The organism is Methanosarcina barkeri MS (assembly GCF_000970025.1).
GTDB classification, from domain to species: Archaea; Halobacteriota; Methanosarcinia; order Methanosarcinales; family Methanosarcinaceae; genus Methanosarcina; species Methanosarcina barkeri.
In genome coordinates this window covers 223,157-240,633 of record NZ_CP009528.1, presented here as the reverse complement: position 1 = coordinate 240,633, position 17,477 = coordinate 223,157, and the positions used below count along the sequence as shown (strand labels likewise).

Genomic DNA, 17,477 nt, shown 5'->3' with positions numbered 1-17,477 from the left:
TTATGGCAGAATTTACAGTCACGGTTATAGATACAGTTGGAATTCAGGACTATATTTTTGGAAGCAATAACCTGAAACAGAACATCGGAGCCTCTGGGCTAGTTAATTTTGTAACTCATGAGATGGTCTACGAGGAATTGAAAAAGATTGGGAAGACAAATATAGAAAAAACTAATCTGGATTTAAATTTTAGAACATTAAACAGTAAAACGATTGAGAAAGATAATTTGGATTCAGAGCTTGTTTATTCTGGGGGAGGAAACACCGTTATTTTATTCAAGAATCTGGATATTGCTAAAAAATTTACACGAGAATATACTAAAAAAGTTCTTTTAAAAGCACCAGGCTTACAGTTAATTATCGCTCATAACAACTTCATATGGGATAAAGATAGCCTAGATACCCTTGAAAAAAAAGTAAGGGACACTCTCCATAAAAAAATAACACAAAAAAAATACAATCATATTTACTCATCCCCTCTTCTTGGAATTGGGGTGAATGCTTCTTGTCAGTATACAGGTCTTCCAGCTTCAGAGACTAGAAAAGATGATGGAAAAGAAATTAGGGTTTCGAGAGAGATATCTACAAAATTGGATTTTTTTCGTTCATCTAATGACAGACTTCGCAACAAATTTCTAAATAAGGATGAAAAAGCTCTTGGTATAGATTTTGTATATGATTTCAATGAAATCGGTTCCAAAAATGAATCTAGTTACATTGCTGTTGTTCATATCGATGGAAATGGAATGGGAAAAAGAATTTCCGAATATTCAAAAAGACATGGGAAAGACAACCGTGAATACATAAATTCCATTCGTGCTCTTTCGGATTCAATTGAAGAAACAAGTAGTAAGGCAATCAGAACTGCCATAATTAGGTTGCTTGAATCTCAAAAAGATGAAGATGGAAAATGCAAAATCGGAGGAGTAGTAGAGTTTCAAAATAAATTACCTTTTCGACCAATTGTTTTTGGTGGCGATGATATAACTTTTGTTTGCGATGGTCGATTGGGATTAACTCTTTCTGAATTACTGTTACGCCAATTGACATCAGATGACAAAAAGTTGAGCGATGGATATCCGATCTCCGCTAGAGCTGGGATAGCTATTGTAAAAACCCATTATCCATTTTATCAGGCTTTAAAATTGGCAAACAACTTAGCAGAGTCGGCAAAATTACGTATAAATGATATAGAAAAAGCCTTCCCCTCTGAAGAAGGAAAAACTTCTGCCCTGGATTGGCACTTTGCTTCTGGTGGAGTAATTGAAAGTATTGAGAACATTAGAAAGCGGGAATATAAGATCAAATGGAAAGAAGGCTCATCAGAAATATGTGGCAATTTAACCATGCGTCCATTACGTCTAGGGGAATCTGTTGGAATAGACTGGCGCTCCTGGAACACTTTTGAAGAAATCATTTCAAAATTCAAGGGTGAAGAATGGGAGGGTAAACATAACAAAATCATGCGCCTTAGAGAGACTTTACGTAATGGACCCCACGAAGTTGAAAAATTCATAAAAATATATAATGATTCGCTTCCAAAAGAACAACCACTCCCTAAAATAAAAAACAACGAAGGCTCTGACAAAACGGGCTGGGTTGATAATACTTGTACTTGCTTTGATGCAATTGAAGCTCTCGATTTTTTTGTTTGGCTTGAAGGGGGCAGAAAATGAAGACATTCTGGTTAAAGTTTACTACAAAAAGTGACTCGACTTTTGGAAGGGGAGACGGTTTAGCGGGTCTGGTAGATATAGAAGTGATGCATGACAAATACGGATTACCTTTTTTGAATGGAAGAACTCTGAAAGGCTTACTTGAAGAAGAATGTGCAAATATCCTTTTTTCCTTAAATGAGCAAAATTATGACTTGGAATTCCAAGAAGAATTCTATAGATCTTCAAAGCATCTTTTTGGAAGTCCAGGAAGTAGCGATTCAGATAAAGCTATACTTCACATAAGTAATGCCACTTTGCCAGTGGATTTGAGAAAATCTGTTGCATACGAACTCGAAAAATCTCGCAGCTCAATGAGATTAAGTAGTGAAGATATACTGAATTCTCTAACTTCTATTCGTCGTCAGACTTCGATTGATGAAAAATCAGGAGCACCTGAAAAGGGATCTCTACGTTCAATGAGGGTAGTGCTTAGGGAAACATCATTTGAGGCGAAATTATCGTTTACAAAAGATCCATCTGGTTTGGATCTGCCTTTGTTAGCAGCTTGCATAAAAGCTTTCAGGAGAGCTGGTACGGGTCGTAATCGTGGGAGGGGTAAACTTGTTGCTGTTCTTTGTGATGAAAACGGAATAAACGTTACTGAAAATTATTTTACTATATTTTGTGAAAAGGTGATGCCGTGAAAGCATTGACTTTCAATATACATTTATTAGAACCCTTATTGGTAAATGATATAAGTGGAGGGGATCCAAACAGTGCGATTGGATTTGAATTTATTCCTGGCAGTGTAATTAGAGGGGCATTGATAGGCAAGTATCTCCAAGGAAAAACGAAGTACTCAATCGATGCGGAAGACACTGAATTTAGAGAGCTTTTTTTTGATGGAGCTGTAAGCTTCTTAAATGCTTATCCTTCAAATAAAGATTATAGCCGATCTTTACCTACTCCTCTTTCATGGCATGTAGAAAAAGGCGATCCTGATAACATAATATATGACTTTGCCACAGAGGATTATTCTGACAACGTAGAGTATGATCCTGAAAAAAATTGGAAAAAAGTTTCTGAACCTTTTTGTCATTTGTTCGAAATCGATGAGGAAGAAGGAATTATTTTATATCAACCTTCTAATCAAGTCCAAATACATATCTTTCGTGCGAATAGACAAAGAGAGACTGCTGGAGAAAGTACAATTTTTCGTTATCAAGCATTGGAAGCTGATCAAGATTTCTCCAGTGTTATATTAGCTGAGAATGAATTATGTTTTGAAAAGATTAAAAATTTATTAACAGAAGAAGTAGTCTTTAATTTTGGGAAATCACATCTTGCAGGCTATGGACATGTAAAGATCAATAACATAAACAGTTTTGAGAATTGGGAAGAATACTCTCCTGTTGGCAACGAAGGAAACAATACAGTAGTAATTACTCTTTTAAGTGATACTCTTATCCGTGACAAGAATACTGGAGCTTATAGCACAAGCCTCAATTCCATTTTAGGCACAGACTCTAAGTCCCTTAAAAAAACCTTTGTAAGCACGCGGGTAAGAGGAGGTTTCAATAATACTTGGAATCTTCCCCTTCCTCAGGTTTTAGCCATTCGAGCGGGCAGTGTATTTGTTTACGAAAAAAGGTCAGAATTACTTGATCGATTAGAAACACTTAAGGTTATTGGTATTGGAGAAAAAAGAGAAGAAGGGTATGGACGAATTGCTGTCAATTGGCACCAAGTAAATGGAATTAAAGCAGAAAAAGGGGAGTTAAAAGAATCTACTTTACCTTACGAAATGAAAGATCCGGATAGCTTGTGCTTGGCTAAAAGAATTGTTAGCAGGATGACTAAAGAAAAGCTGGATCGAGATTTAATCAAGGCAGTTAACAAATTAGAAATAACAAAAGAATCCATCCCAAAGAAATCTCAGTTGTCCCGCATGCGCGTGATAGTTCGTCGATCTTTAAGTGAGGATGATTTGTCCATAGTTACAGGTCACCTGGATAAAATGAAAAAAACTGCAAGTGATCAGTTTCAAAATGCCCAGATTGAAAGAAAATCACTGGAACAGTGGATTAAGGAATTTACAGCAAATCCACAAAGTGTTTGGGATGCACTTCAAGTTAATAAAAATAACTTACCCTCATTAGGAAATATAAAACCAGAGTTAAATGATAATCTAGCTCGTGAATACACTGCTCGTCTAATTGATGCAGTTCTTCACAAAGCATCCAAGGAGGTAAACAATGGATAATTCTCATTGGTTGAAAAGTCGAGAGATTGTAGACAGAATAATTATCCGTGGAAGCCTTATCTTGGAAACACCAACATATTTTGGCGCAGGTGACCACGATGAACTGGTGGATATCCCATTAGCAGTGGATCCATTAGAAGGTAAGACTCTTTTGACTGGCGCGTCTTTAGCCGGTGCTTTACGAAGTTATTTGAGGGAATATGAACATGGTTACGGACAACAAGGTGACAAAAAATCACTATATATGAACCTATTCGGTAATCAGGAAGACGATGAAGGTGAACAAAGTCTACTTATTGTTAATGATTCATTGGGTGAAAAACCAAAAGTAGAATTGAGAGACGGAGTAAAAATAGATAATAAGACTCGAACAGCAAAAGATAAACACAAATTTGATTTTGAACTGATTGAAGCCGGTACTTGTTTCCTTATCGAAATGGAACTATTGCTCCCGAAAGAAGATACAAGAAAAGAAAAACTACTTCTTGGTCTGGCTATTGCTTTAAAAGGATTGGAAAAGGGAGAAATATCTTTAGGTTTTCGTAAGAGAAGAGGGTTTGGTAGCTGTAAGATAAAAGAATGGAATGTCTGCCGCTACAACTTAACAACTCCTAAAGGGCTAATTAATTGGCTGAATGAGGATCTGAAGGAGGAAAAGCGTGGTCAGAACATTTTAACTTTACTAGGCATTAATGAAAGTAACCTAATTGATAAAAGATACCTTTTCACAATGAATGCCACTTTTTCTCTTGATGGTTCCATGATCATTAGGTCAGGGTATGATAAAACCGATGCTCCGGATATAGTTCATCTTCATTCAAACCGAAACGGAGAGTCAATTCCTGTTTTAAGTGGTACCAGCTTGGCGGGTTCATTAAGAGCAAGAGCATTTCGTATTACAAAAACTATTGGGAGCGAAGAAAAAGCCAGCGAAATGATAAACAGATTATTTGGTCCAGAAATCAAATCTCCTGCAGATAAAGCTTCTGCAAGTCAGCTAATAACAACTGAGAACGAAATCACAAATCCTCTGAATCTTGTACAACAACGTATTAAGATTGACCGTTTCACCGGTAGCTCTCTCCCTACAGCACTTTTTGATGAACAACCTATTTTTGAGCAGAAGGGAACAAACGTTAAATTTAAAGTACAGATCCAAAAACCAGAAAATGCTCAAATAGGACTCTTACTACTCTTGCTGAAAGATTTATGGACTGGCGATTTACCATTAGGTGGTGAAGCAAGTGTGGGAAGAGGACGTCTGCGTGGACTGAATGCAAAACTAACATATAAAGAAAGTTTTAACATACAACATGTATGGGAAATCAATAAAAAAAATAATGGAAAGATAGAAATTGTAGGTGACAGGGATAGGCTTGAAAATTATGTAAGTGATTTTATTGGAGGTATTGCAGCATGAAACCAAAGATCTTGAATCTAAAGTATAAAATCCTCCCGCTAAGTGTTCCTGCTGATTTTGGAGGCAATATAACGGCATGGTTTGAGGAACAGGCTAAAGCTTATGATCTCAAGTGGTTATTAGTTCATGCTGACGATGGAGTAATATGGGGTGAATTGAGAGATGATAAGATTCACTTGTCATCTAAATTATTTGGACCTGCACTGAGAGCAAAAACCCTTCAGATGGCAAGGGTATTTGGAACTACTGGTGAATTATTCATTTGGAAAACTGATTATTGTAGCTGGCAAGCCCGCTTGGTGATTGATAATCAAGGACAAGAGATAGAATATTTTGATGAGACTATGCTTTTATGGGGTACCAGATTAGAGAATAGCAATGATGGTTTTTTTCTGTGGGAACATGGATCTGGAGGATTACGGCATTCTCCCCCAGTTGATATAAAAGAGGACTTGAAGCTTAAGATACGTCATTATATAAATTACGATGACGATGGTCAGGCCTATATACAATTCAGTCGACTGGTAGGTATTAGAGCGGATACTATAAAAGGGGTGGTTTAATGTTACCAAAACATTCAAATCCTACAAAAAAACGCTTTGACAGAAATGCTAAAAAATCTTTTTGGGCATATGCTCCTTACAATTTTATACCTTTACCAGATAAATTGGTGACAGTTACTGAATTACCAGATCAAGATTCATACACAAATAATACTGGTTACATAAAATGTACCATGAAAACTGAGTCTCCCTTGTATGTCCGCTGTCCTATGACCCCTTCTTTTTTTAGTAAATACGGAGATAAAAAATTTTATGAATTAGATCATGATCAGAAAAATGAATGTGCCCATTTCTTTTACCGTGAGCAGAAAAATTGTCCAGTAATTCCCGGTAGTAGCTTACGCGGAATGATTAGATCGTTGGTAGAGATTGTAGGATATGGAAAAATGCAGTGGGTAACAGATGATACAAAGATGACATACAGGGCTGTTGCATCTTCACAAAATGACCCGCTAAGTGAACCTTATAAAAATATACTGGGGAAATCCGGTAATAAAGTAAATGCAGGATATCTGATAAAACATAGCAACGAGTGGTGGGTAAAGCCCGCTAAAAGACCTTTAGAACTTGGATTTCCAGATAAAACTGCATATTTGAAAATTAAAGAAAAAAATATTCCCGAAAATGCTATTAATGGTTTTAAAAAACTTAATGATGATGAATATAAACCTCAGTACCATGAAATCAGCTTTAATGCAGATATATTAGAAAGTAAAAAAGGGAATAAATATACTTATATTAAGGATTTAGGTTCTCCCGGAAATGGAAAGTACAAAGGTTTCCTTGTATGCTCCGGAAATATGTTAGAAACAAATAACGAGATACAATCTAATCGAAATAGTCATGTTATTATTTTGGAGAAGAATGAAGAAGCAGAAGAACTAAAAATTAATGAACAAGCAATAAAAAATTATGTTTCCGGGCTGACACCTTTTCAAAAAGAACCACCTTTTAATGACATCCAAGGTTGTTTAATCGAAGGGCTTCCAATATTTTATGTTGAAAGAGGTGGAGAAGTTTTCTTCTTTGGTCATTGCCCAAATTTTAGAGTTCCCGCTATATTCCCTCAAAAAACAAATATCAACAGTCCGATTGGCTTCGTACCGGAATACCTCAGATCAGAAAATGCGATAGACATTGCTGAAGCTATTTTTGGATATATACATGGAAAAACAGATTCCAGAGCAGGCAGGGTATTTTTTACGGATGCAAGAGTTGAATATGCAGATGAAGGTATTTGGTTTGATGAAGAGACCGTTACTCCAAAAATCCTTGCATCCCCCAAGCCTACGACATTTCAGCATTATCTAGTTCAGGATATGCATAAATTCCATGATCCTGATCAAAAGGTAAATTTAGCTCACTATGCAACTCCTTCACCAGACGATACTGTGATTCGTGGCTATAAGATGTATTGGCATAAAGGCGAAGTAAAATTAGAAGATATAAAAGAATTAGACAGAAATATTGAAAAGTCGCCTACACAGTATACGAGAATTAAACCGATAAAATCAGGAGTTATTTTTTCATTCCGCATCTATTTTGAAAACTTAAGAGACTTTGAATTGGGTACATTACTGTGGGCTTTGACACTTCCTGGAGAAAAAGGAAAAGAATATCGTCATTCACTAGGAATGGGAAAACCCTTTGGGATGGGTGCAATTAAGATAGAACCTAAACTTTATGAATCTAAAAGGGATGAGAGATATCGCAAGTTGTTTGATGGGGATTCATGGCATGAAGCTGTACATAAAGTACCCGAAAAATCGAAAAAGGAGTTAATTCAAACTTTTGAGAAGTACATATTGGATCAGATCGGTGAAGAAGAAAGTCAGCTTAACAAAGTTGATAGGATAAAAATGCTTCTTCAGATGATGGAATGGAATGGACCTAACACTGATTTAACCAGGTATCTTCAGATCAATCCTATTAATGAATACAAAGAACGCCCAGTGTTACCTGATCCATTTAATATCAGCCCACCTTAAAAGACGCGAATTAAATCCAAAAATTTTGTCATAGCTTGATATTCTAATACATCGTTCCTTTCAGGATTGGAAATTAGATTTTTAGTAAGTGGTTACCTTATGTAACCCTTGAGTTTTAGATTTTAACCTTAATTTGACAGATTTTACTAATCAATACAGTATTTTCTTACACAAAACACGTTGTATCGACACATTACATTTTGGAAAACTGAAAAATGTCAAAAAATCATAAGATGCGGGATAAAACTTTGAGTAGTATGAAGAAAACAGAAGCATGAAGCCCGTTCAGACATTATACAATATACGCTTCTGTCAAATTTGGGTTTTAATATTTTACCACTAACAAAAGTTTATAGCTACAGATGGTTCAAGGCTGGAAGTGACTGTCACTGTAGAGAGACGTATAGCCGACTATGAGATCAGCTATAAAGCATTGACATATAAAACATTGACATAAAAATATATTTTTTATTGGGAAGTAACTTTTACAAAAAAGATTAAAATCAGAACCCTGAAATAATACATAAAGTCATTACTTAACAGGGTGAAAAATTATGACCACCAACCTCGAAACTCCTGAATGTTGTCCTCGATTTGACCCCACTCCCTGGGACGGAAAATTGTTTGAATGGAACAATAAAAGGTTCATCAAGGACTCGGTTACCACGCAGTTTTACATGCCTCTGAATTTTGGAGAGGTAATCACGCGGATGAACGAGAAAGTCGCCAGAGCAGGCGCAGAAATGCCGGACTGGCTCTGTTTGTCAGACCACACCTCAGAAAGCAACATGGATATTTATCTGGCTGTTGATAAAGAAGTAGACGGTGCCGAAAACGTAACCCTGGGCGGGAAATTTTTGAGCAAAGTCTATGAGGGAGACTTTAAAAAAACAGGAGAATGGTGCCAGGACTTTGAAGCCTACGCAAAAAGCCAGGGCCTGGAAATCAAGAAATGGTACATGTGGTATACTACCTGTCCGGCCTGTGCCGAAAAATACGGAAAAAACTACGTCGTGATAATTTCCGAAGTTGAATAAAAGTAAAGTGATAATACCTGCATTTTTAGCCAGTATTCTCCTGACAGAACGCGGATAAAGCGAGCGTTTGCGTAGCGAGCAGAAGCTCTACAATCTTCTTTTTTCAGTCGTCTTTAAATCTCATAAACTATCTACTACTCCTGATCGACGTGGCACGGAGAAAACAATTTGAGAAGCCCCTGCATGGGGATAAGGAAAGCCTGCGCTTTGCGACCCCTGAGCCCATTGCCCGCTACAGGGCGCAGCGTTTGAGATGTAAAGTTCTGGCTGACATAAGCTGCGGGATAGGAGGGCAAACCGTCTTTTTTGCCCAGCAGTGCGAGTTCGTGTATGCAGTGGAAATCGACCCCAAAAAAATCGAGTATGCAAAACAGAACTGCGCAATGTACGGGCTTGACAACGTGAAATTCATTTGCGGGGACGCCCTTGACCCAAAAGTCATAGAGCAGATCCCGGCCGTTGACGTAATCTTTTCTGACCCCTTCCGCCCGGCCGAAGAAAGCGAAAGGCATGTCTCAAGCCTTGAGCCTGGCATTCCGAATGTACTGGCTGCTTACGGCGAAAAAACCCGAAATTTTGCTTTTGAAGCTCCGCCCCAGATGCCGCCTGAAAGGATTCCTTTTGACTGCGAAAAAGAATACATCTCGCTGGACGGGCAGCTCAACCGCCTAACCCTTTACTTAGGCGGGCTGAAGCAGTATGACCGCATGGCTGTAGCTCTGCCTGCAGGCGAAGGGCTGGTTTCAAAATATGGGCTCCCGCAGGTAAAGGAAACTGACAAAATGAAACTTAACGCCTACGAGCCTGAACCATCGGTAGTTGCAGCCGGACTGCTGCCTGAGCTTGTGGAATCCATGGTGCAGATGGCAGGGCCTCTTATGGGAGGTTTTGAGCTTTTCAGAGTCGACAAAAAAAGGCTTTTATTGACCTCGGATGCCCTGATAAAACAGTCCATGATCAAAAATCATTACCTAGTACTGAAGGTCTGCCCCTTTGAACCAAAAGAGATCAATAAATTCCTTAAAGGCAAGAATATCGGGAGTGTTGTACTCAGGGCAGGAGTAAAGCCCGAAAAATACTGGGAAGTGCGGAATGAGGTTGAAAAAGGCCTTGAAGGGAATAAAACCGTGCATCTCTTTGTAAAAGACGGGACTGCAATTCTTTGTGAAGTTATCTTTAATGATTGAAAAACAATTGAAAAACAATTGAAAAACAATTGAAAAACAATTGAAAAACAATTGAAAAACAATTGAAAAACAATTGAAAAACAATTGAAAAACAATTGAAAAACAATTGAAAAACAATTGAAAAACAATTGAAAAACAATTGAAAAACAATTGAAAGGGAAGAAAAAGATAAAAGAAGAAATTGCCGGGAATTAAAAACCCGGAATCTTCAGACTTACCTGTAGACTTCCTGTAGACTTCTTTTTTTCAGACTTACTTGCAGACTTATTTGCAGGCTTCTTTTACGAGTTCAAGCCCACGGGCAAGCGCGTCCTGAATTTTAGATGGGTCAGTTCCACCGCCCATAGCAAGAGCAGGCTTTCCGCCTCCGCCTCCGTTTACAAGCTTCGACATCTCGCGGACAAGGCTGCCGGCATTGATTCCGCAGCCTAAGGCTTTTTGTCCGGCAGATGCAATGAGCTTAACTCCTTCGGCATCACTTGCGAGAAGAGATACCACGTCTTCATATTTCATGAGTTCAGTAGCGGTCTTCTGGAGTTCAAGGGAATCAGCTTCAGGAATGAATTCGGCAATAACCTTGAGACCTGCAACCTCGGAAGCTCCTCCCAGCAGCCTGTAAACCCTGGCGCGGGCAATTTCTTCCTTGAGTTTCTCGTTTTCTTTCTTGAGGTCTTTCCATTCCCCAAAGAAACGCTCAACACTTGACGGAAGCTGCTCTGGAGGCACACTCAGAGTCTTTGCGGAATCTGCCAGGAGAGAATCTATCTTTTGCATGGCACGTACGGCTGCAACTCCTGCTGCAAACTCAACTCTTTCAACTCCATCCTGGATCCTCTCGGTCCTCAGGATTTTGATCGGGCCGACAATTCCTGTACTGACGCAGTGCGTACCTGCACAGGCCTCAACATCGTCTCCGACCTTTACAACTCTAATTTTTTCTCCTGGAGGTACTCCACCCTGATAGAGCCCAAAGCCATATTCCTGCTCGGCTTCAGTCCTTGACATCCACTCCGTAACAACACGCTTGTTTTCCATAACCGTGCGATTTGCCAGAAGCTCTATCTGCTTCACTTCATCAGGAGAGATATGCTTGTAATGGGAAAGATCAAGCCTTGAGTGGTCCTCAAACTTCTGGGCACCGGCCTGCCAGATGTGTTTTCCAAGAACTTTTCTGGCTGCATCGTTTACGATATGGGTTGCCGTGTGGTGTCTGGCAAGGGTCATCCTGCGCTTTTCGTTCACTTTACCATTGACAATGTCACCCTTGCGGATATCAAGATTCCCTTCAGGGTTCTCTATGGTATGTACTATTACGCCGTCGTAGACCTGGACATCCACAACCTTGTATACTGCATACGCGGTAGCGATTGTTCCCATATCTGCAGGCTGTCCACCGCCTTCAGCGTAGAAAAAGGTGTTATCCAGCACTACGTTGTTGTCAAAGACATCCAGTACAACAGCCTCAAATTCCAGGCGCGTGGGCTCGTCATAGAAACTGCGCTTTGTCTTTGGGAGGTGTTTAAGCCGGTCTGCAAATGGAACTACTTCTTCTTCCTTTTCCTCGGCCTTGTTATGCAGTTCACCAATAATGGAATAGAAGTTGTCAGGGAATTCTACGCCCACTCCGATTTCGGATGCTACTTCTTTTGCCATCTCAGGCGGGATTCCGTGAGAATCGTAAAGTTCAGTTAACTGAGATAAAGGAATCTTTTCCCCGGTTTTCTTGAAATGAGATGCCGATTTCTGAATGATCCTGCGGCCTCTTTCCATTGTATTGCGGAACTTCTCTTCTTCGGATTCCAGGATGTCCTGTATGACCGGGAAATTTTCCCTGAATTCGGGATACTCCGGCATATCCTTTATATGCATATCCATAATTTCGGAAAGCGGGATACGGATGTCAAGGTCATCCATCATGCGTAAAGTCCGCCTGATTACAAGCCTCGCAAGGTACCCTGCTTTGACATTCGAAGGAATGATCCCGTCTCCAAGCATGAAAGTCAGACAGCGTGTATGGTCAGTAATTGCATAGACCTTTTCTACAGGTTCCATTATAGCCGAGAGTTTATCCACGGTCATTCCGATGCTTGAAGCGACCTTTTTCCTGAGTTCCAGAAGGTTTGACTGTTCACTTACATCCATAAACCCTGCAAGCCGAGCATTCTGAGCCAGGATATTTGCATATTCGGAGTTATCCAGTTCATGCTCAAGCCCTGCAAGCCCCATGAGTTCGTTTACTATGCCAGGGAAAAGTGCGTCATATATTGTAGGTGACCCTTTCGAAGCCCAGACGAAACGTTCGAGCCCGTATCCGGTATCAACAATGTAGTTATCCATCTTAGAATAGGTATCACCTTTGATGAGAATGTCACCCTTTTTGTCGGCTTTCAGGTCCATGAAAACAAGGGTAGCAAGCTCAAGCCCGTGTACAAGAACCTCAACGCAGGGCCCTGCATTTCCTCCGCCTGCCCAGGGCTCTTCCTTGTAACTTACAGCAAAGGGATCTAACTTAAGTGAGGTAAGGAGTTCATCACAAAGTTCCATGGCATGTTCCTTCCAGTAGATTTCGTGATCCCTTTTATTGAAGGCGTGATGTGCCATCATTTCAAAGGTTGTAAGATGGCGACCACTCCTGCCCACCGAGTCCAGGTCGTTCAGGCGAATGCAGGGCTGGGAAATCGTTAGGGGATTTGCAGGTGGGGGAACCTGTCCTGAAGTTACGAAAGGCTGAAAATCTGCAATGGACGCAATGGTAAGATAAAGGTCATCTCTCCAGCGAGCAACTACAGGATAACGGTTGATCCTTGTGTGCCCTCTTTCCTCAAAGAATGAGAGGTAATACTCACGCATCTGGGAGATATCAAATTCCCTGGAAAAAATTGGGTTTCCTATAAAGGTATAAGGATCGCAGGGCGCATCTCCGCATGTCTTTCGGTCAGGGTCACGTGTCCAGAAGAATTTGCCACATGACTGGCACTGCTTCCGGACGAACCCGTTATTTTTGAAAAATTCAAGTTGATATTCATCTTCAAGCATAACAATCTCTCCGGAGGGTTGGGTTTTGCTCTGCCCTGGTCTATCTGAAAACAAAAGGGGAAATACCCCAACTCAACCGTTTTAAGAAACTTCCAGCACTTAAAGTGCATATACTGTGGAATTTTGACTTTCTATATAGTAATTCAGTGTATTTATTCATTCACTTTTATATAAATTATCGGGGACTGGTTTGAAATAATGAAACACCCGTGAATCGTGTGCGAATAATTTGCAACTCGATGTTGCTTTTGCAGAATAAATAACTTACCAACATAACGAAATATATAATGAATTTATATTAAAGCAACTACATACTTATAGACTTTAACCTATTACAGAGACACTACAAAAACCTTATTCCTCATTTAAAAGGCAGGAAGTTATTCTTATTTAAACAAAAGCTAGGCTTTGTATTCGAAAGGCTCACCAAAAATAGGAGTTCGGAAAAGGATAATTCCTGCATCTTAACTCTTACCTGTATAGAAGTTTTACCTGTATAGAAGTTTTACCTGTATAGAAGTTTTACCTGTATAGAAGTTTTACCTGTATGGAAGTTTTACCTGTATAGAAGTTTTACCTGTATGGAAGTTTTACCTGTATGGAAGTTTTACCTGTATAGAATTCTTACCTGTATAGAATTCTTACCTGTAAAGAACCACGGTCCTTCCACGTACCTCTATCACAGTGGATCTCGTAGCAGCAGCAATTTCCTCCGCGATAACCTTTAAGTCTTTTCCTTCTTCAGCGCTTTTCAGCACCTTTACCTTCACAAGTCTGTTAGCTTTTATCTGCTTGTTCAGTTCCTCAATCAGAGTGTCCGTTACCCCATTCTTTCCGACATTAAGAATAGGGGAAAGCTGATTTGCTTCGGCTTTTAACCTGTATAACTTTTCTTTCTCCATTGACCTTCCTCACATTAATTGTAAAATTCATTCTGACAATTATGAAACATTCATATTATTATAATTTATACCTTATTATAATATATACATTATTATATATTACTACAAAAGAAATTATACAATCAATAAATAAAAAGATTATTTACTTCTGAAAACTGCTTGCCATTTACTCGAAGTTACTTGTCACTTACCTGGAGTTATTTACCATTCATCCAGGCTTCTCCCTTTTCTCATTATCTTCTATATCAACGTTTCCTAGAAAACCGAAAAGCAGTCAGGTGAACCTCCGGATTTATAGTGGAAATGAGTTCAGCTTCCGAGTTTAGTACTGGCAGCAATTTAAGTTTTAGATTAATGCCGGCAGTAGGTTAAATTTTATAAAAACTGACAGTAATTAAACTTTCAAATAGATATAAGCAATAAGTTAGGAAAGCAATAAGTTAGGAAAGCAATAAGTTAGGAAAGCAATAAGTTAGGTAAACAATAAGTTAGGTGTAACTATTTAGCCTATATAAAGCAGAATCAATAGATATCTTCATTAAAATTCAATAGACATATTTTTGTAACTTGATTTTCTTAAATTGTTGGCGATTGACTGTGTTTCTTCATTTTTCAGAGGTTATTTTTCGGATTCCTCGTTTTCACTATAATCAATATCAATAGACATGTTTTGATAGGCTGAATAATTGCAGTTAGGTAAACAATAAGTTAGGAAAGCAATAAGTTAGGTAAACAATGAGTCAGGCAAGCAATGAGTCAGGCAAGCAATGAGTGAGGTAAGCAATAAGTAAGGTATAAGCTAAAAGTTAAGTTTGTTCAGGATTCTGTGATTGTCTTTTCGCTTAAATGAGCTTATCAATTTATTCTGGACTCGCATGAAGTAGATAAAAAGAAAATAAGGATAATAACAGGATTTTTATCCATAAATTCGTTAAATTATGGCTATTTTCCCAATTTGGAAAGAAACAGGACGAAGTTTTCAAATAATTTCGACACCTTTATTAGCAGTCTGGCACTCATAAAGGATTTAAAAAAGCGAACCATAAAAACAGAACCGGCGAACAAAACCTTTTTTCATAAGTTCAGGACGGAGACTATAAAATGAACCCCGGCTTGCTTGATCTTATCCTGTTTTCAGAAAAGAGAAAAGATTTTCTTCTGCTCCTGAAAGAAGGCCCTAAGGACATCGAAGAGATACTTGAGGAGCTTCAGGTACCGAGGACGGCTCTTCTTCCTCAGATAAAGAAGTTAAAAGAAGAGGGTCTGGTAATACATGAAGAAGGAATATACCAGCTTAGTGCAATAGGGGAAATCGTCGTTGAAAAAATGCAACCCCTGATTGAGACCCTATCAGTGTTTGAGAAGAAAGAAGAGTTCTGGGCCGACAGAAAGCTTGCCCCTATTCCACCCCATCTTGTAGATAAGATAAACGAGCTTGGAAACTATCGCCTCATAGAACCGGATCTTAGTCATACTTTTGATCTGAACCCGGAGTTTGTAAAAAACCTTTCTAACTCAACCTATATCCACATGTTTTATTCGTATTTTCATCCTCAACTTCCGGCTCTTGTTCTCATCCTTGCACGAAAAGGCGTTGAAATTTCCCTTGTTTTGAGTGAAGCTGTATACTTACGGCTTGTAAAAGATTTCAAAGCAGAAGGAAAAGAATTTCTCAAAATTGAAAACTCAAGTCTTTACATTCTGGAAAAAAAAGAAATTGAAATCCCCGCGCTAATTGCTATATCTAACGGAATAATGACTATGGGCTTGTTTAACGAAAATGGCAGGTTTGACCGTCAGTATGTGATAAGTTTCGAACCACAGGCAATAAAATGGGGACAAGAATTTTTCGAATACTACAGGGATATGAGCAGGAAAATAAAATGAAATAAACAGCAACGTGTCGACCCATAGAATACTAAGTCATAGATTATTAAGCTGTAGACTATTAAGCCATAGACTATTAAGCCGTAGACTATTAAGCCATAGACTATTAAGTCATAGATTATTAAGCTGTAGACTATTAAGCCATAGACTACTGAGATGCAGACTACTAAGCCTAACTCAAAAATCAAAATTTGACTTTTGAATCTCTCGTACAAACTCCCTAAAAATAGATCAAAAAGAGGATACAAAACTAACCGCAGCCATTATTTCTGCAAACAAATGTTTTCAAAGAAATTCAGATATTTAGTTCAAAATATAAAAAAGAAAAGTGCTTTATGGATATAAAGCATTTATTCCTATTTCTTATGATATTATCTCCTTAGTGTATTCCGTAGGCACGCCGTCATATTCCTCTGGATTGGCTTCGGCTTCGACCTTTGTGGCGCGTATAATGCCGTCCTTATGAACAGGCGGTGAATAGATTACATAGAATTTCAGAGAACCTGTTTTCAAAGTGTTAATGACATTGTGCTGGGCACCAGCCGGCACAACCACCGCAGATCCGTTACCGACTTCATATTCGTTACCGTTAATTATGCACTTTCCCTGTCCTTCCTCAAAGCGGAGAAACTGATCGTTTTTCTCATGCACTTCCATTCCGATATCTTCCCCGGGATTGAGACTCATAATTACCAGTTGGCTGTACTTTGAGGTATAGAGCACCTTGCGGAAATAGTTATTTTCCAAAGTGGCCTTTTCGATATCGATAGAAAATCCTTTCATTTTATTTTTTGGCTTATCTACTTTCTTGCATACCTCTGCCTCACATGTCTTCTTTCCAGCCATACTGGGCAGTTCTTTAGCGCTTACTGCAGTTGCAGCAATTGATAGTAAAAAACAAACTGCCAGCAAAATACCCAGTGTCTTTTTAAGACTCATTTGTTGACTCCCCCAATATGTTATAACTCACTCAATTTTGCAAATGTTAGTTTTCAATCCACCGATGTTGGCAGATGTATTCACGTTATCAATAAATCGTCCAGCATCTTTTGAGGAGGATAAACATTAGTAAATTCTATCCTCATTTTATAGCATGGGATTTGCCAACAAAGGCGATTTCAAATACATGCAATATAAGAGTTATATTTATGAATTATAATATTAGTGGAAATATAAATACTAGCGAAATTAAAATAACAATCACAAAATTGATTTTTTCCATTCAACTTTTCCAAAAAGAATTACAAGATATATATATTTCATAGTATTTCCTTTTCAAAAATATTACTTTTTCATTGGTTCGCTAATATTGGAACTTAAACTCATGCATGTTTAGTTAACCGGGAAAAATTGAGTCACAGACTTAGAAAAATGATTCCGAAAATCTTACAGAGTGAGATTAAAAATTGGTTTTGAAATAGACTCTCAAATTGAAATTTAAGTTCGAGATTCAGGCTAAAGGCTTTATTATGAGTCAAAAAATTTTCAAACTTTTGGTTTTGTACAATAAACTTCAGAGCTTCATGCTGCTAGCAT

The 17,477-nt window shown here is 38.5% G+C and carries 12 protein-coding genes; 9 read left to right on the top strand and 3 right to left on the bottom strand.

Annotation, left to right across the window (positions count from 1 at the left end):
* Positions 1-2 precede the first annotated feature (2 nt).
* From MSBRM_RS01110 to MSBRM_RS01075, 8 genes are all read left to right on the top strand, one after another.
* Complete coding sequence (locus tag MSBRM_RS01110; protein ID WP_048154157.1) at positions 3-1,676, top strand: Cas10/Cmr2 second palm domain-containing protein; 1,674 nt, start codon at positions 3-5, stop codon at positions 1,674-1,676.
* The gene (locus tag MSBRM_RS01105) at positions 1,673-2,362 is read left to right on the top strand and encodes an RAMP superfamily CRISPR-associated protein (RefSeq protein ID WP_048154153.1); all 690 of its coding nucleotides are present in this window, start codon (positions 1,673-1,675) and stop codon (positions 2,360-2,362) included. Before MSBRM_RS01110 ends, MSBRM_RS01105 begins: the two co-directional genes overlap by 4 nt.
* Positions 2,359-3,921, top strand: coding sequence for a hypothetical protein (locus MSBRM_RS01100; protein WP_048154150.1), 1,563 nt, complete (start codon positions 2,359-2,361; stop codon positions 3,919-3,921). The genes MSBRM_RS01105 and MSBRM_RS01100 overlap by 4 nt, the downstream gene beginning before the upstream one ends.
* On the top strand, positions 3,914-5,341 hold the full coding sequence (locus tag MSBRM_RS01095) for an RAMP superfamily CRISPR-associated protein (RefSeq protein ID WP_048154147.1): 1,428 nt from the start codon (positions 3,914-3,916) through the stop codon (positions 5,339-5,341). Before MSBRM_RS01100 ends, MSBRM_RS01095 begins: the two co-directional genes overlap by 8 nt.
* The gene (gene csx19, locus MSBRM_RS01090) at positions 5,338-5,904 is read left to right on the top strand and encodes a type III-D CRISPR-associated protein Csx19 (RefSeq protein WP_052712642.1); all 567 of its coding nucleotides are present in this window, start codon (positions 5,338-5,340) and stop codon (positions 5,902-5,904) included. The genes MSBRM_RS01095 and csx19 overlap by 4 nt, the downstream gene beginning before the upstream one ends.
* Complete coding sequence (locus tag MSBRM_RS01085; RefSeq protein WP_052712641.1) at positions 5,904-7,892, top strand: TIGR03986 family type III CRISPR-associated RAMP protein; 1,989 nt, start codon at positions 5,904-5,906, stop codon at positions 7,890-7,892. Before csx19 ends, MSBRM_RS01085 begins: the two co-directional genes overlap by 1 nt.
* 554 nt (positions 7,893-8,446) lie before the next feature.
* Complete coding sequence (locus MSBRM_RS01080; protein WP_048154145.1) at positions 8,447-8,929, top strand: hydrolase; 483 nt, start codon at positions 8,447-8,449, stop codon at positions 8,927-8,929.
* Between the two features lie 149 nt (positions 8,930-9,078).
* On the top strand, positions 9,079-10,116 hold the full coding sequence (locus MSBRM_RS01075; RefSeq protein ID WP_048154136.1) for a class I SAM-dependent methyltransferase: 1,038 nt from the start codon (positions 9,079-9,081) through the stop codon (positions 10,114-10,116).
* Positions 10,117-10,380: 264 nt separating this feature from the next.
* Here MSBRM_RS01075 and alaS read toward each other — a convergent pair whose 3' ends face one another.
* Together alaS and MSBRM_RS01065 are read right to left on the bottom strand one after the other, a co-directional pair.
* The gene (gene alaS, locus MSBRM_RS01070; protein ID WP_048154133.1) at positions 10,381-13,152 is read right to left on the bottom strand and encodes an alanine--tRNA ligase; all 2,772 of its coding nucleotides are present in this window, start codon (positions 13,150-13,152) and stop codon (positions 10,381-10,383) included.
* A 641-nt stretch (positions 13,153-13,793) separates the two neighbouring features.
* A complete protein-coding gene (locus MSBRM_RS01065; protein WP_048120539.1) occupies positions 13,794-14,054 on the bottom strand; it encodes a YhbY family RNA-binding protein in 261 nt (86 codons plus the stop codon).
* 1,101 nt (positions 14,055-15,155) lie between these two features.
* Between MSBRM_RS01065 and MSBRM_RS01060 the strand changes: the two genes are divergently transcribed.
* A complete protein-coding gene (locus tag MSBRM_RS01060) occupies positions 15,156-15,941 on the top strand; it encodes a helix-turn-helix transcriptional regulator (RefSeq protein ID WP_048120543.1) in 786 nt (261 codons plus the stop codon).
* A 363-nt stretch (positions 15,942-16,304) separates the two neighbouring features.
* On the opposite strand, the gene MSBRM_RS01055 is transcribed toward MSBRM_RS01060, so the two are convergent.
* On the bottom strand, positions 16,305-16,880 hold the full coding sequence (locus tag MSBRM_RS01055; RefSeq protein ID WP_230628844.1) for a cupin domain-containing protein: 576 nt from the start codon (positions 16,878-16,880) through the stop codon (positions 16,305-16,307).
* Positions 16,881-17,477: the final 597 nt, after the last annotated feature.

Excerpts from the sequence above, each read along its gene's own strand:
- MSBRM_RS01110 (WP_048154157.1), top strand. The coding sequence starts at position 3 with ATGGCAGAATTTACAGTCACGGTTATAGATACAGTTGGAATTCAGGAC.
- MSBRM_RS01055 (WP_230628844.1), bottom strand. The coding sequence starts at position 16,880 with ATGAGTCTTAAAAAGACACTGGGTATTTTGCTGGCAGTTTGTTTTTTA.
- MSBRM_RS01080 (WP_048154145.1), top strand. The coding sequence starts at position 8,447 with ATGACCACCAACCTCGAAACTCCTGAATGTTGTCCTCGATTTGACCCC.
- MSBRM_RS01085 (WP_052712641.1), top strand. The coding sequence starts at position 5,904 with ATGTTACCAAAACATTCAAATCCTACAAAAAAACGCTTTGACAGAAAT.
- alaS (WP_048154133.1), bottom strand. The coding sequence starts at position 13,152 with ATGCTTGAAGATGAATATCAACTTGAATTTTTCAAAAATAACGGGTTC.
- csx19 (WP_052712642.1), top strand. The coding sequence starts at position 5,338 with ATGAAACCAAAGATCTTGAATCTAAAGTATAAAATCCTCCCGCTAAGT.
- MSBRM_RS01095 (WP_048154147.1), top strand. The coding sequence starts at position 3,914 with ATGGATAATTCTCATTGGTTGAAAAGTCGAGAGATTGTAGACAGAATA.
- MSBRM_RS01105 (WP_048154153.1), top strand. The coding sequence starts at position 1,673 with ATGAAGACATTCTGGTTAAAGTTTACTACAAAAAGTGACTCGACTTTT.
- MSBRM_RS01060 (WP_048120543.1), top strand. The coding sequence starts at position 15,156 with ATGAACCCCGGCTTGCTTGATCTTATCCTGTTTTCAGAAAAGAGAAAA.
- MSBRM_RS01065 (WP_048120539.1), bottom strand. The coding sequence starts at position 14,054 with ATGGAGAAAGAAAAGTTATACAGGTTAAAAGCCGAAGCAAATCAGCTT.